Origin of the sequence: Echinicola strongylocentroti (genome assembly GCF_003260975.1) — a bacterium.
Classification (GTDB): domain Bacteria; phylum Bacteroidota; class Bacteroidia; order Cytophagales; family Cyclobacteriaceae; genus Echinicola; species Echinicola strongylocentroti.
On the sequence record NZ_CP030041.1, the window covers coordinates 5,125,172 to 5,140,482 of the forward strand.

Here is a 15,311-nt window from a genome sequence, read left to right on the forward strand (position 1 = left end):
AATCAATATCTCACATCTCAAGTCTCACTACTCATGACTCATTACATTATACCCAAAATAATCTCCAGTGCAGTGTTAGTTGCTTTTCTCTTTTCGTGCGAAAAGGGAGGGCAGGACACTGTCGTTTCAGTCGTGGAGCGAATTGATACCACCGCTACCAACGCTCATTACATCAGCAATAGAGCCCCACTAAAACCCAGTGCATTGATCAAATTGCCCGTAGGGTCGGTCAAGCCGGAAGGATTTCTGAAGGAATACTTGGTGCGCCAAAAAAACGGATTGACCGGTCATCTGGGTGAAATCAGTGCTTGGCTACAGAAAGAAGACAATGCTTGGCTCAGTAAGGATGGTGAAGGAGACTGGGGATGGGAGGAAGTGCCTTACTGGCTCAAAGGCTACGCGAATATTGGTTATTTACTGGAAGACCAACAGATGATCGATGAAGCCAAAATCTGGCTGGAAGGTACCATGAACAGCCAGCGTGCCGATGGTAATTTTGGTCCGAAACACTTCGATGGAGACAACCAGGATTTTTGGGCCAATATGATCATGCTCTATTGCCTTCAGTCCTATTACGAATACTCCAATGACGAAAAGGTACTGGACTTGATGACCAAGTATTTCAAGTTTCAATTGACCGTTCCTGATGAACATTTTCTCAATGGCTATTGGCAAAAACTACGTGGCGGAGACAATCTCCGAAGTGTTTTTTGGCTGTATAACCGCACTGGTGAGCCTTTCTTACTCGAATTGGCAGAAAAGCTCCATCGAAACACTTCCGATTGGGTAGGGAGAGACCATGACCTGGAGGATATTCATAATTACTATGAAGTACGCGATGGAGGGGAGGTGCCCGACTGGTACCGTGACCAGATCGACTGGCACAATGTCAATCATGCGCAGGCATTTAGAGAGCCTGCGCAGTATTATTTGCTGAGCCACGATGATGCACACTTGGAAGCTACTTATGATAATTTTGACATTATTCGAGCCCATTTTGGGCAAGTTCCTGGTGGGATGTTTGGCAGTGATGAAAATGCCCGACCAGGTTATGCAGATCCGCGTCAGGGAGTCGAAACCTGCGGCATGGTGGAGCAGATGAACTCCGATGAGCATTTGCTGCGTATTACGGGTGATCCATTTTGGGCTGATCATGCCGAGGAGGTAGCGTATAATACCTATCCAGCGGCGGTGATGCCGGATTTCAAATCGCTGCATTACATCACTTCACCCAATATGGCACTGCTTGATGCCGAAAACCACGCTCCAGGTATTGCCAATAGCGGTCCATTCTTGATGATGAATCCTTTCAGTTCGCGATGCTGTCAGCATAATCATTCCCAGGGATGGCCGTATTTTGTGGAAAACCTTTGGATGGCTACTCCTGATAATGGGTTGGTGGCTGCGATCTATGGCCCAAGTAATGTGACGGCCAAAGTCGGTGATGGACAGGAAGTGACCATTCAGGAAACTACCCAATATCCATTCCGTGGACAGTTGGCGTTTACCATAAAGACCGCCCAGCCCACTGATTTTCCGCTTTATTTACGTATTCCTCATTGGACTACAGGTGCCACGGTGAGCGTAAATGGCAAGACGGTAAAGGAAAATGTGAAAGGAGCAGGCTATGTCAAACTGGCTCGTGAATGGAATTCCGGTGACAAGGTGAGTTTGACCTTGCCTATGGAAATAGAGGTAAAGACGTGGGAAAAAAACAGCAATAGCTTTAGCGTAAGCCGTGGCCCGTTGACCTATTCGCTAAAGATCGGAGAAGATTATATCCGAAAAGAAAGTGATGAAACGGCCATTTGGGACTCCAAGTGGCAAGAAGGCGTGGACACCAAAAAGTGGCCATCTTGGGAAATCCGTCCCACTACCGATTGGAATTATACTTTGGTATTGGATAAGGAAAACCCTGCCGCTTCACTGGAAGTGGAAGAACGGCCTTGGCCTGAAAGTAATTTTCCGTTTACGCCGGAGAATGTACCTATCATGATCAAGGCAAAGGGGAAGCAAATGCCTACTTGGCAGCTTGATCAATATGGACTGGTGGGTGAACTGGAGGATTTGCCGGCTACTTCGGACCAGCCTGTGGAGGAGGTGACACTACTTCCAATGGGAGCAGCAAGGCTAAGGATCACCGCATTCCCCAATCTAAAATAACCAATATCCCAAGTCTCAGGTCTCACTACTCAAGACTCACTACTCAATACTCAATACTCAAATCTAAACATAAACAACATGAAAAAGTCACTATTGCTAGGTGCCAGTCTGCTCCTTGCCCAGTCATTCGCTTGGGCACAAGAAAGCAACTGGGCACCTGCCGAAGGTAAAATTATGACAGAGTGGGCCGAAGAAATCGACCCCGAAAATGTCCATCAAGAGTATCCACGGCCACAATTGGTTCGGGAAGATAACTGGCAAAACCTCAACGGGCTATGGCAGTACGCCATTCAATCCAAAGGAGGACAATCGCCATCGTCTTTTGATGGGGAAATATTGGTGCCGTTTGCTGTTGAGTCCGCACTTTCTGGTGTCGGAGAGCGTGTAGGAGCCGAAAAGGAGCTATGGTACAAGACTACTTTTGATGCTAAAAAGTCCAGCAAGGAACGCGTGTTGTTGCATTTCGGTGCAGTGGATTGGGAAGCTGAAGTATTTGTAAACGGCACCTCAGTGGGCGTTCACAAAGGAGGCTATGCACCATTTTCTTTTGATGTCACCGATGCACTTAAAGGCAAAAAAGGCAACGAACTGATCGTAAGGGTCTGGGATCCTTCCAATGATGGTCCACAGCCCAGAGGCAAGCAAATCAAGAATCCACACGGAATCTGGTATACGCCTGTGACGGGGATATGGCAGACGGTTTGGACAGAGAATGTTCCTTCCAGCTATATTGCCAGTACCAAGAATACTCCGGACGTGGATGCAGGTACGCTGACAGTAGAAGCCGATGTGAAGAACGCCCAGTCTGGTCAGAAAGTACGTGTAAAAGCACTTGCTGAAGGACAGGTGGTCGCTGAAGAAGAAGTGGAAGTAGGCCAGCCGGCTGTGTTGAGCATTGCGAATGCCACACTTTGGGAGCCCGGAAATCCTTTCTTGTACGATCTGGAGGTGAGTCTGGTAAACGGTAACCGTGAAGTAGATGCTGCCCAAAGCTACGCAGCCATGAGAAAGGTAAGTATGGAGCTGGATGACGATGGTGTACAGCGAATGCTTGTCAACGATAAGTTTATTTTCCAATACGGTCCATTGGACCAAGGGTGGTGGCCTGATGGTTTGTACACTGCGCCTAGCGAAGAGGCCTTGGTATTTGATATCATCAAAACTCAGGAAATGGGCTTTAATATGATCCGTAAACACGTAAAAGTGGAGCCTGCAAGATGGTATTACCACTGTGACAAGATGGGGATGCTGGTATGGCAGGACATGCCCAGTGGTGACATGGGCAACCAGTGGAACCCACGTCCAGGGATCGTAGGGGTAGGTACGGAGCGTGACCGAACTCCCGAGTCTGAGGCGATATTCAGGACTGAATGGAAAGAGATCATGGATGATTTCCATAATTTCCCCTCCATCATCGTATGGGTACCGTTCAATGAAGCTTGGGGGCAGTTTAAGACGGAGGAAATCGTAGAATGGACCATGAAGTACGACGAAAGCCGTCTAGTAAATGGTGCCAGTGGCGGAAATTTCTTCCCTGTAGGACAAATCATGGATTTGCACAATTACCCCGAGCCAGCCATGCCGAATCCTAAGTTCTTTGGTAAGGATATGGTCATTACTTTGGGAGAATTTGGTGGTCTGGGATTACCTGTGGAAGGCCACACTTGGCAAGAAAAAGACAACTGGGGCTATCAAAGTTTCAAGTCTGTGGAGGACCTCGAAAACCGCTATGCAGAGATGATGGAGTCTTTGGCGAAGTTGATCCCAAGAGGACTCTCGGCGGCCGTTTACACCCAAACCACCGATGTGGAGGTAGAGACCAATGGCCTGATGACCTATGACAGAAAAGTGATCAAATTGACACCTGCATTCCTCAAAAAAGTGCACGAGCAGCTTTATGATGCAGAGTAAAGGAGCTTTTGGTTAAACCCGAAATATGCATTAACCTCATAACGATTCCTAATGCATAAATCGGGTTAAACCTAAAGTTAGTTTTATAAATTATATCAAAAAAGCCAAGGTGAAAATCGCCTTGGGCTTTTTGTGCATATAGCTTTACCTGGATTAGCAATGTCGTTTAGTTAGTATGTATCTGGAAATATTGGTTTAATTGTTTTTCTTGCTTAATTCTAAGATGGTTTTCATCTCTTTACCTTTGTTACTTTTTTGCTTCAGGTCAAAAAAGTAACCAAAAAACCCCGCCGCTGTGCATCTATCGGCCTAAAATTAAAACCTTCCCTCATGCAGGCAAACTCCTCCTTCTCTAGCTGCCAACATTCTTTTTGGCTAGTATTTCGTCAAACAAGCCTGCCTTCTTGCCTACCCGCTTTTTAATTTCTTAACGCCCAATACCTGCAAGGCGGATCCATTTTATACATGTTTAGAAAGGCCATGGATTAAAACCATAATTCTCTCAATGGGCTATCAATAGGTTCAATATGTCGTAAAGTTACAAATTGGCTGCAGCCATTGATAACTCTCCGAGCCAATGGGAGAGCCATCCGGTACAGGTGCTGTAGGAAGCTTTTCGGTAGGTTCTATGGGTTCATGGTCTAGTTTGGCCACGATACGGTTGACGTAGCTTTGGTGGGCGGTTTGTGCTGCAGATCCATTGGAAGTAATACTGTCATTTAATTTTTGAATCCCCTGATAGGCCAATGCTCTTGCTTGTGCGGAAGCTTGTCCACTTCGATAAAGATCAATCAGCTGGCCTAATAATGCTTTTTGGACAGTACGGGAGATCTCTTCTTCATATTCCGAGGAAGCAGGAAATCCATTTACGGTTTGGATGGTTTTGTTCATGATTTCCATCAGTCCGGGAAGCGCTGTATTCACTGCATGCTGCGCAACTAGCCGGCTTGCCCTATGAGGGTGGAAAATAAATGAGAAAGTCATCTCTGCCGCTACTTGTGGCGGGGTGAGCGGGTCAAATGTCAGCCCTGTTTTTCCTTGGAAAGTTTCTCTGCTATTGGCACTGTATCCATAAGGTCTGGGCGGAACAAGTTCCAGCACTTTTGCAGGCACTTCGAGGTTTTCCGGTGCTACGGTAGCCAAAAGCGCATCCAAGGCATTGATTTGTGACTTGGCATTGACAGGTGTCGGAGCACTGCTACCGTCGCCTCTCACCGCATACTGATAGTTGACCCCAGCGATCAACTTGGAGGCGGCATCCACCTGGTACCGATGAAAAAGGTACATCGGTACAAAGACCTCTTCTAAAGTGGCCATAGGTTGTCCCATTTTTATTTTCTTTTCACTGAATTCAGCTAGGACATGTTTTCTGATCTCCATGACTCGGTTCAGTTCATCGACTGAATTGGAGCCGTTGTCCCAGAGGTGGGTGGATGGATGGGCACTTCCTGCTGGACGGGCATCTTGGTCCGAGAGAAAGTCCAGCCCCTTCGTTCGGTAGGATGTTACAAGTTTGTCGATTTCTTGAAGTTCATCGCTGCCCGCTGGAAATTCCCCGTAGGCCATTTCAATGGCGACTTGGTCCCATTCACCAATTCCCGCATCATAGGCATCGGAGAGGTCTAAGTTGCCGTCACCGTCCATCTGTACAAGCGGATGGGGATAATCCATTACGGAAGCCCTGTCTTGTGCACTGGCGACGTAATTATGTGGCAATCCAAGGGTGTGTCCTACCTCATGGGCGGCCAGTTGGCGCATTCTGGCCAAGGCCATATCCAGCATCGCTTCATCTTCCACTTCGCCCGTTTCCAGGTAATTGGCAATGAGCCCTTGCGCAATGAGAAAATCTTGACGTACACGAAGGGAACCAAGCGTTACTTTACCCTTGATGATTTCGCCCGTTCTGGGATCTGTGATTCCACCGCCGTAGGACCATCCACGGGTAGACCGGTGCACCCATTGGACGAGATTGTAGCGGATATCCATGGGATCCGCATCTTCGGGGAGGAGTTTTACTTGGAAGGCATCGATAAACCCTGCTGCTTCGAATGCTTCCGCCCACCATTGTGTGCCTTCCATAAGCGCAGAGCGAATAGGCTCAGGAGTACCGGGATCGATGTAATATACGATAGGTGCTATCACTTCACTGGGAGCAGTGCCGGGATTTTTTTTGGTCAGCCGATGTCTTCTGATGTATCTTTTGACGATAGGCTCGTTAATCGGTGTGGCAAAATCGTAAAAGCTTACTGCATTGACGCCAGCCCTAGGGTCAAAGAGACGGGGAGTGTACTTGTCATCAGGGAGCTTGACAAAGGAATGGTGCATCCTCACGGTGACCGCATCGGAAGACGGCGTGACGCTTCGCAGATAACCTCCAGCCCCACTTCCCGTAAGGGTGATGGTCGCTTCTATTTCTGTGTTTTCAGGAAAGCTTTTGGTGCGTGGCAAGTAGATGGCAGAGCGCTTGGGGGCTATTTTATAATTGCCTTGGTTCCTTCTGCTGATAGCTGATGAAGCCCCCACTGCATCCTGTAAGGCAAATTCCGTGGCGTCCACCAAATAGTGTGTAGTAGATTGTGCCGCAATGTCAAATCCCCACAAAACGGATTCTGCAAAAGACTCTTCAACGGCTTTTTGTTCCATGGTATTATCAGTGATGGCCCGATAGTCATAATTACTTTCTGCCATCAATAGTTTTTTTCCTGATTTTCGGAAATTTACCACATGAGCACCAGAGAGCCTGCCTCTGTCCAGTCCGATGTCATTGGATCCCAGACCGGAGGCGAGGGAAGGGTAGTAGAGGATTTCTTCTTCGGTTTTGGGAATCTCTAGCCATATTTTGCCGGTATTGTCATCCCAATAAAGAGGGAAAAAACCCGGCTTTTTTTCCATGCCCGCTACCAATTCGGCAATGGTAGGGGACGGATTGGATTGGGAAAATCCATGGTGTACAGCAATGGTAAATAGGATGAGGGATAGTGTGAAGGTTAGTAAAGCTTTTTTCATAAATGGTTATGGTCAGAAAAATGGAAATAATAGGATGTTCTCAGTAGGTATTTGGGATGAATAATAATCCAAAAAAATAGGCGGATAAACTAATGGAAATACATGAATGGTAAGAGGTAGAGACTGTTAGCAAAACAGTCTCTACGGTGAGGGGGCAAGCAACTTTTATAATTTAATCGTAAAGTAGAAGGAGATTACGGAATAGGGACTTCTTCTTTAGGCCTGTTTCCTCGCTGCCTGTTCATTCTAAAAAGCTGTTTGATAAATTCCCTGTCCGCTTCCTGAAGCAAGAAAACCTGTTTGGGACTGAGTGTTTCAGAGAACTTTTCAATCGATTTTTTTTCAAGGTTAAGCAATTCCTCTTGTAGTGCTATTTTGGAATTGATCAGTTCGGTAGCTTTTTCGTTGGTAAGGGATGATTTCTCCACTTGGGAGATTTTCCGCATTTGGTGGTGGATGTTTCTCCGCTTCTCTTCAAACTCGTTGTAGACTGGCCAAAACTGCTCTGCCTGATCAGGAGTAATGTCCAGTTTTTGGGTAATAAAGGCAATTTTTGCCGCTTCCAACTTTTCACTGTCATAGCCAAGGTCTCCACCTCTTCGCTGCGCCAAAAGGCTAGAGGAAATCAAGGCCATCCATATCAATAAACTTAACTTTTTCATGATTTTTAAATTTTCCGGTTCCTACTGATTTCCAAGGTTAATAATACCATAGTTCCTCTTCCAGTTCACTTTCACTGAATTGATAAGATTGCCATTGTTCTTCAACTAGCTCGTTCAGGATGGCATTGGGATCATCAGAAAGCGACAATACATCCTCCGCACTCCACTCGCCCTGATCGATTAACAGTTCAATTTCATCTTCCACGGCCAAAGCAGTGGGGGTCGTTGTTTCCGTTATGCTCTCTGTTTCGAATTTAAAGATAAATAAAGAAGTAGACAGCACAACCATTGCAGCAGCTGCCCAACTAATCCAGATCGTCCGCTGCTTACCTTGTGCATTTTTTGCCATTACCTGCTCAGGAAGACTTTCAAAGTAGCCCTCTGGTACACGGAAAATTTCGCCTTTTGGAATGTTCTTTTTCATAACCTATATTTTAGACAATGGATACTGGAAAAGGTTTAGTCGCCATTGATTTGATTTTCGATTTTTTTCACGGCATGGTGATAGCTGGCTTTTAATGCCCCCACAGATGTTTGCGTGATTTCGCTCATTTGTTCATAGCTCATATCCTCATAATACTTCATATTGAAGACCAGTCGTTGCTTTTCAGGAAGTTTCAAGAGTAGCTTTTGAAGCAATAACTGAATGTCGTCTCCCTCAATATGTGGGGAATTGTCCAAGTACTTGACCATTTTATTTTCATGGTCTTCAAGCGTCAGGAATTGGCGTTTTTTCTTTTTATTCAGGAAATTGAGACTTTCGTTGACCGCAATCCTGTAAAGCCATGTAAACAGGGTTGAGTCGGCCTTGAACTTGTCGATAAACCTAAATGCACGAATGAAGGTGTTCTGAGTGATATCGTCTGCATCTTCGTGAATGATCACCATCTTCCTTATGACGCTATAAATGCGCTTTTGGTAGTAGGTTACAAGCAGTCGATACCCCTCTTCCCTCGTGTTGGGGGCTTTTATCAGTGCCAATAATGATGCGTCGTCCAATGGATTCATTTCCTGCTTAGACTGATAAGATACCCATAAGTTTAATGGCATCACAAGAAAAAATGAAGCGAGTAAGGTAGTTAATTGATTATGAGTTAGGGACAGTGTGGTGTTCTCTGTTTTTTTAGTATACTCTTTGGTTAGTAAAACATTGGCCAAAAGCTAATTTTCACAAAGCAAAAGAGCCAACAAGCAATCACGCCTTTGGCTCTTGTATACCTTGATTAAAGCATATTCCGTGGTTAGTCACCATTTAGTAAAGAGGTGGTGACTAGATCTCCAAGATATAATCCAAAATGCCGGCATTTTTTCCTTTCGGCCTAGTGACGACCAAAGGGTATTTTTCATTCAACTGGATCAAGCGTTCGGCAATGCTTCCGATGAAAAGGGCCGTCGCAGCTGTCCGTCCTTTGGCACCGATGACGATCCCATCCACTTGGAGTTCTTCTGCTTTGAGGATAATATCCTCTACGGGGTCATCATTGTTGTCCACGGTGTAGACGGGTGTAATAGTTAAGTTTTTGGTGTCGATTTTTCGAATAAACTTTTTGTAGTTTACTTCGGCATTTACCTTCATGACTTCGGCAAATTCATCATAGCTCTTGCCAGTAAGGTGGTAGCCTGACGGGACAGAGAATACGTTTTGGCAGATAATGTCCACGTTGCCACCATTTTTTTCTGCTATCATTATGGCTTCTTCTAAAGCGTCCTTTGAATAGTCGGAGAAGTCTATGGGTACCAGTAATTTGTCGATTTTTGGAGAAGTGATGGTTTCCGGGACGATAGTGAGTGAGCAGGATGCCCGTCGAGCCAATCGTTGGGAAACCACGCCGCTGCCTGGCAGGGTGGTCTTTCTACCTACCAAGATCATGTCCGCGGACTTTTCATGAGCTAGTTTTAATATTTTCTTTGACAATTGCCCTTCCTTGACCACGTAAGATAGTTCTGTATCTTGCTTCTTAGAAAAATGCTCGTCGACGACTGTTCTCATTTGCCCTTTTCTCTCATCCACCATGTTTTCCACGAGGTTAGGAAACTCTTTTAAGATATCCTTGGGGATTTGAAGATTACGGATGACATTGGTGAAATAGATCTTTTTGGTGTGGTTGATCTGCGCGATAAAGGATGCGAATTTAACCAACGTGACGTCCATTTCGGATAGGTCCAAGCAAACGATGAGTTTTTTGATTTGATACATTTCCTAAGCAGCTAATTTTGATGTCCTACGAGATAGTTTTTTATACCGTAAAAGCAGTTAAAAGTTAATATATGGTAAAATTAAGACAACGCCAGAGACTTGCCAACTTATCACCGAATATAAGATTATTGTTTAAAATTTACCAAGGATTCCTTGTTCAACTGTTTAAGTTGGTGATTTTTTGACGATAGCCTTTTTTATTTCGGTACATCCAGATCGAAGTAGTAGGATGTTGCGATATATTGTAAGTAGTGGTTTATGTTGGTGTGTATTTTGGTTGTAAGGTCAATATACAGTTCTTTGTTTGGTTATTGTTAAGATGGTGTAATAATATAACTAATTGATTGTAAGTGTATTATTGTGTTTTTTTAGATATTGAAAGATAATTTATCATTCCCGGATCAAATTTGTATATTTGCAGAGGCTCGGGCTGCAGACATGTTCAAACTTCACAATTAAGGAAAATGCCGAGTGAAGCCTTTTTTCAAAACCAGGCCTCATCCGCCACGGCGGACCTCGTTTCTTCGGAAGCAGGATAACAGTGGAAGGTTGCGAAATTCGGGCAGCTCAAATCTTGTCTATAAAGAGGTTTTGTAACACTCCAAGGCCCGGGCTTTACTTTTTATATATTTCCCTTCCATAGCTCCTTAATGCTTATCAACAAAAAAAGAGAGCAATGTAAATCATTTACCCTCTTTTCGATTGTTGTGGTTATTTATGTTTTTAAAATAGCTGCTTTCCTTAACCTCAGGCAAAGAAAGCAGCATGGTTTTCATTAATATAAAATCCTGAATCGGATGGTGCCTTCAATTTCTTTAAGGGCATCGATCACATCATTGGAGTACTGTTTGTCAATGTCCGTGATGACATAGCCAATTTTTTCGTTTGTTTTGAGGTATTGGCCGACAATATTGATTTTATAATTGGCAAGAACTTGATTTATTTTTGCCATTACGCCAGGTGCGTTTTGATGAATATGGATCAATCGATGCGCATCCTTCAGGAAGGGTAGTTGGATGTTCGGGAAATTGACACTGTTGAAGGTGTTTCCCGAATTGATGTATTCGATGATTTTACCTGGTACAAATTGCGCAATATTTTCTTGTGCCTCCAGCGTACTGCCACCGATATGAGGTGTCAGGATGGTGTTGGGGCAGCCTTTCAGTTCGGATTCAAACGGCTCGTCATTGTTCTTGGGTTCAGATGGGAATACATCTACTGCTGCACCAGCCAAATGGCCGTTTTCCAAGGCTTCTTTAAGGGCCGGTACTTCCACTACGTGTCCTCTGCTGAGGTTGACAAGGATAGCACCTTTCTTGATTTTGGCGATTTTTTCCTTGTTGAGGATGTTTTTGTTCTCTTTTCTTCCATCCACGTGAAGGGAAATGATGTCGCAGGTTTCCAAGAGTTCATCCAAAGAGTCGATCTTGGTGGCGTTGCCAAGAGCCAGTCTTTCTACCACATCATAGTAAAATACATTCATGCCCATGCTTTCTGCCAACACAGAAAGTTGAGCACCGATATTACCGTATCCTATGATGCCAAGTTTTTTTCCCCTTACCTCAAAACTCCCAGAAGCTGACTTGTTCCATATTCCTTGGTGCATTTTCATGGTTTTGTCATGAAGGTTGCGCATCAGGAAGATGATTTCTGAAATGGCCAGCTCTACGACAGAGCGGGTGTTGCTAAATGGCGCATTAAAAACGGCCACGCCTTTTTCCTGACAAGTTTCCAAGTCTATTTGGTTGGTGCCGATACAGAAAGCTCCTATGGCCATCAGTCTGTTGGCGTGATCCAGTACTTTTTTAGTGATCTGGGTTTTTGATCGGATACCTATTATGGAGACGTTTTTGATTTTCTCGCACAATTCTTCTTCCGACATTGCAGAGCCTACTACTTCTACATTGTAGCCTTCCTGTTTCATGATCTCCACGCCGATAGGGTGGACATTTTCCAGTAGGAGCACATTGATACGGCTCTTTGGATAGCTGAATTTTTTGTTCATTTTATTAACATACAAAATTTCATCCAAACTTGGGGCAATATGGTCCGCTTTTGATGAAACCTTAGGTCTATTGATATTTTCAGTAAATGCGTAAAATTTATTGGCCAGGCCAGAAGCCTTTATTTCATAGTCGGTATAGCCATCGCCAATGACGTAAACATCTCCTTCTAATTTTAGACTTTTGATGGTGGCAGGCTTTCCGTTGTTGTTGGAGAGTAGGTTGTCCTTGTTCAGGTCTACAATATTGCCCTCTCCATCATAGATGAAATCATTGGCAAAGACATTTTCTTCCTTAAGACCATAGGCTGCTACCACTGGTGTGATAAAGTCCTTAAAGCCATTGGACAGGATATAGATATTGTCTGCATTTTCCTGAAAGAACTCCCGGTTGCGTTGGAAGGACTTGGACACTTTTTGGTTAAGTGCATCGATAAGCTCGGCAATTTGCGACTTGTTTGCCTTCAGGATTTCGATACGTCTTACTAAACTTTCGCGGAGGTTTAATTTCCCTTCCATGCCCAGATCGGTAATGTCCTTTATGGCCTGTAATTTTTCATCTCTTTTGGGATCATTTCTTAAGCTGATCTCTCCCAAAATATCCAATGCCTCTACTTGAGTGAATGTGCTGTCAAAATCGATGATAAACTTTTTATCAATGGTCATTTTGTGGTGAACTTTTAATGATTTGGCCGTAAATTTAGTATTTTATTAAATTATACGAATGTTTGTTGCCAAAAATACTTTTAAAAATTTTCAAATGATTTTTAGCATTTAGTTTGTTAATTTGTGAAATCACCGAAATAAACGAGATAGCCATGAAAAATCACTTCTACCTGTTGTTGATCGTTTTTTTGTCTTTTGCAAAATTCACTTGCGAAGCTGCCGAAAAGACCCCTCAATTAACACAAAAAGATACCGTTCCAGGTAATTATGGAGAGGAGTTTAAAGTCGAGGGAATGATTCCTTTGTCTAAGATGTTAGAGGCCTTGACCACGCAGGAGGAAGTTGAAGGAAAAATAAGTGGTACGATCCAAGAGGTATGTGTCAAAAAAGGGTGCTGGCTTACCTTAAACTTGCCCAATGGCGAACCTATGCGTGTAACGTTCAAGAATTATGGTTTTTTTGTGCCCAAAAATGCCCATGGCTATCCGGTGGTTTTGGAAGGAAAGGCTGTCAAAGTGGTGACAGATGTGAAAACACTCAAACATTACGCAGCAGATGGGGGAGCTTCTCCAGAAGAGATTGATAAAATTAATGAACCAAAAGAAGAGTACACCTTTGTGGCAACAGGGGTGCTTATTCTGCCTAAAATATAATAACGATGGCAATAGCATTGGATAATTTGAGAGTGGGACGGATATACTACCTGACCAACTATGGTGAAAATCGCCATTTGGAAGTTTTGGAAAGAATTGGAAGGGATAATTTTCAGGTAAAAGACTTAGATACATTGGAGATTTATGAGCTCGAAGAACTGCTTAGGTGGGGGATCGGGAAGGATTATGATTTGGACGAAGTCCGGTGACGGAACCCTAGCATTTTTTATAAAACTGCCAGAATATTGAACTAGCGATTTTTTACAGAAGCTTCCGTTATAGGGATTTGAGTTAATCGAATTTTAAGTTTTTTTGGACTATTTTTAATGATTACATATTGTGAAATGGATTGCTTTTGGAATAGTATTTGTGGCTTTTGAGTTATTGTTGAAACTTTGAGATAAAATTATTACCGATCGTGTAATAAAATAACCGTCGGATTGCAAAAAATATATTTTTGCAAGACACGATATTGAAAGTGACCAAACGGGCTGCTTGGAAAAAGTACAAATTTTCGTTTTGTTTGCTTTTAGTTTTATAAACGTTCATTTAATTCCTTAAAAGTGAATGTCCAATTAATTATTTGGAACTGCACTAAACCATACATGCACTTCTGATTGGCTTACTGGATTACTGTGAAATGCGCACCCTAAAAAATGGGCCAATACCGCTCACAAATTTCACTTCCAGTACCCAGAGGGTTAGGGATTAACTGAATTCTTTGTCTGATAACAATCACCAAAATTACCTTAGCTTGCCTCTATCCGGACATTATCCGGTGAAAGGGAATGGTTTGGTTTGTTTTCGGACCCCCATAATGAATATATCTACTACTTAATAATTCTACACCCTTTATGAAAGTACTGTCAATGCAACGAATTTCTTTTGGCCAATTTATGGCCATGCTGATGACTTTGGTTTGTTTTCCAATGCTATTCAGCTGTAATGAAGGCAATTCAAGGGAATTTAAAAGAAATAAGCCCTTGGATATCCCTACCATGAAATTGATCCATAAGAATATCGAAGTGCCACAAACCTACATTTGCGATATCCAGGCGGTCCAGTTTGTGGAAGTCCGCGCAAAAGTAGAGGGGTTTGTCGATGAAATCTATGTGGATGAAGGACAATACGTCAGAAAAGGGCAATCTCTTTTTAAACTCAGCTCGGCTGAGCTGCAGGAAATGGTCAATAGTAACCAAGCAAGATTGATGCAGGCAAAGGCTGAAGCCCAAGCAGCCAAGCTTGAAGTGGAGCGGCTACAGACCTTAGTGGACAAAAATATCATTACCTCTTCTGAACTTGAGCTGGCTCAAGCCAAACTTGAAATGGCTGAATCAGGCATTATGCAAGCTACTTCCATGCTCAATAATGCCCAAACAGGACTTTCATATACCACGATCAAAGCGCCATTTGATGGTATCGTAGATCGTATTCCTTTTAAGACGGGTAGTCTGGTTACCACCGGTGAGCTGATGACGCACATAACAGATATCTCAGAGATTTTTGCATATTACAAAGTAAATGAAAATGAGTATCTCCGGTACATGCGTAAAAAAATGGAATCTGGTGAAGAAGAGGTACTGGAAAAGGAGTTGACATTGATTTTGTCTGATGGTCAGGCTTATCCCTACAAGGGCAAACTGGAGACGATGGAAGCGGATTTTGAAAAGGGTACAGGTTCCATTGCATTTAGAGTGAGGTTTCCCAACCCGGACGGCTTGATCAAACATGGCGCCAGTGGGAAGATCCAGATGACCAACGAGATGAACGATGTGTTTTTGATCCCACAAAAATCATGTTTTGAAATCCAAGACTATACCTATGTATATGTCCTTGACAAAGAGAATAAAGTACAGGTAAGGAGCTTTAGGCCGATCAAGCGGTTTGGATTGTTTTATGTGGCGGACAGCTTCAAGGATGGTGATATGATTGTTTATGAGGGTATCCAACAAATCAAGGATGGCGCAGTCGTCAATCCTGTTGGCGTATCTGAAGAAGAAGCCTACGACACCCTTTATCATTCTCTATAATTTTTATTGAACCACCATTTA

At 43.6% G+C, this 15,311-nt stretch carries 11 protein-coding genes; 5 read left to right on the forward strand and 6 right to left on the reverse strand.

Annotation, left to right across the window (positions count from 1 at the left end; genetic code table 11):
- Positions 1-33: 33 nt before the first annotated feature.
- Positions 34-2,163, forward strand: coding sequence for a beta-L-arabinofuranosidase domain-containing protein (locus DN752_RS20200; protein WP_112785646.1), 2,130 nt, complete (start codon positions 34-36; stop codon positions 2,161-2,163).
- Positions 2,164-2,241: 78 nt separating this feature from the next.
- Complete coding sequence (locus DN752_RS20205; protein ID WP_112785647.1) at positions 2,242-4,074, forward strand: glycoside hydrolase family 2 protein; 1,833 nt, start codon at positions 2,242-2,244, stop codon at positions 4,072-4,074.
- Positions 4,075-4,596: 522 nt separating this feature from the next.
- On the opposite strand, the gene DN752_RS20210 is transcribed toward DN752_RS20205, so the two are convergent.
- The 6 genes from DN752_RS20210 to serA all read right to left on the reverse strand — a co-directional run bounded on the left by DN752_RS20210 (position 4,597) and on the right by serA (position 12,607).
- Positions 4,597-7,080, reverse strand: coding sequence for a zinc-dependent metalloprotease (locus tag DN752_RS20210; RefSeq protein WP_112785648.1), 2,484 nt, complete (start codon positions 7,078-7,080; stop codon positions 4,597-4,599).
- A gap of 194 nt (positions 7,081-7,274) precedes the next feature.
- The gene (locus DN752_RS20215; protein WP_112785649.1) at positions 7,275-7,742 is read right to left on the reverse strand and encodes a Spy/CpxP family protein refolding chaperone; all 468 of its coding nucleotides are present in this window, start codon (positions 7,740-7,742) and stop codon (positions 7,275-7,277) included.
- 37 nt (positions 7,743-7,779) lie between these two features.
- Positions 7,780-8,166, reverse strand: coding sequence for a hypothetical protein (locus DN752_RS20220; RefSeq protein WP_112785650.1), 387 nt, complete (start codon positions 8,164-8,166; stop codon positions 7,780-7,782).
- Between the two features lie 35 nt (positions 8,167-8,201).
- Entirely contained in the window at positions 8,202-8,750 is a 549-nt protein-coding gene (locus tag DN752_RS20225) for an RNA polymerase sigma factor (RefSeq protein ID WP_112786634.1), read from the reverse strand.
- Between the two features lie 262 nt (positions 8,751-9,012).
- The gene (locus DN752_RS20230) at positions 9,013-9,939 is read right to left on the reverse strand and encodes a universal stress protein (protein ID WP_112785651.1); all 927 of its coding nucleotides are present in this window, start codon (positions 9,937-9,939) and stop codon (positions 9,013-9,015) included.
- A 775-nt stretch (positions 9,940-10,714) separates the two neighbouring features.
- Positions 10,715-12,607: a phosphoglycerate dehydrogenase gene (gene serA / locus DN752_RS20235; RefSeq protein ID WP_112785652.1), complete on the reverse strand. Its 1,893-nt coding sequence runs from the start codon at positions 12,605-12,607 to the stop codon at positions 10,715-10,717.
- A gap of 152 nt (positions 12,608-12,759) precedes the next feature.
- On the opposite strand from serA, the gene DN752_RS20240 reads away from it, so the two are divergent.
- The 3 genes from DN752_RS20240 to DN752_RS20250 all read left to right on the forward strand — a co-directional run bounded on the left by DN752_RS20240 (position 12,760) and on the right by DN752_RS20250 (position 15,290).
- A complete protein-coding gene (locus DN752_RS20240) occupies positions 12,760-13,260 on the forward strand; it encodes a DUF4920 domain-containing protein (RefSeq protein ID WP_112785653.1) in 501 nt (166 codons plus the stop codon).
- A gap of 5 nt (positions 13,261-13,265) precedes the next feature.
- Complete coding sequence (locus tag DN752_RS20245) at positions 13,266-13,469, forward strand: hypothetical protein (protein ID WP_112785654.1); 204 nt, start codon at positions 13,266-13,268, stop codon at positions 13,467-13,469.
- Between the two features lie 720 nt (positions 13,470-14,189).
- Positions 14,190-15,290, forward strand: a complete 1,101-nt coding sequence (locus DN752_RS20250) for an efflux RND transporter periplasmic adaptor subunit (RefSeq protein WP_245949544.1) — start codon at positions 14,190-14,192, stop codon at positions 15,288-15,290.
- The last annotated feature ends 21 nt before the right edge of the window (positions 15,291-15,311 follow it).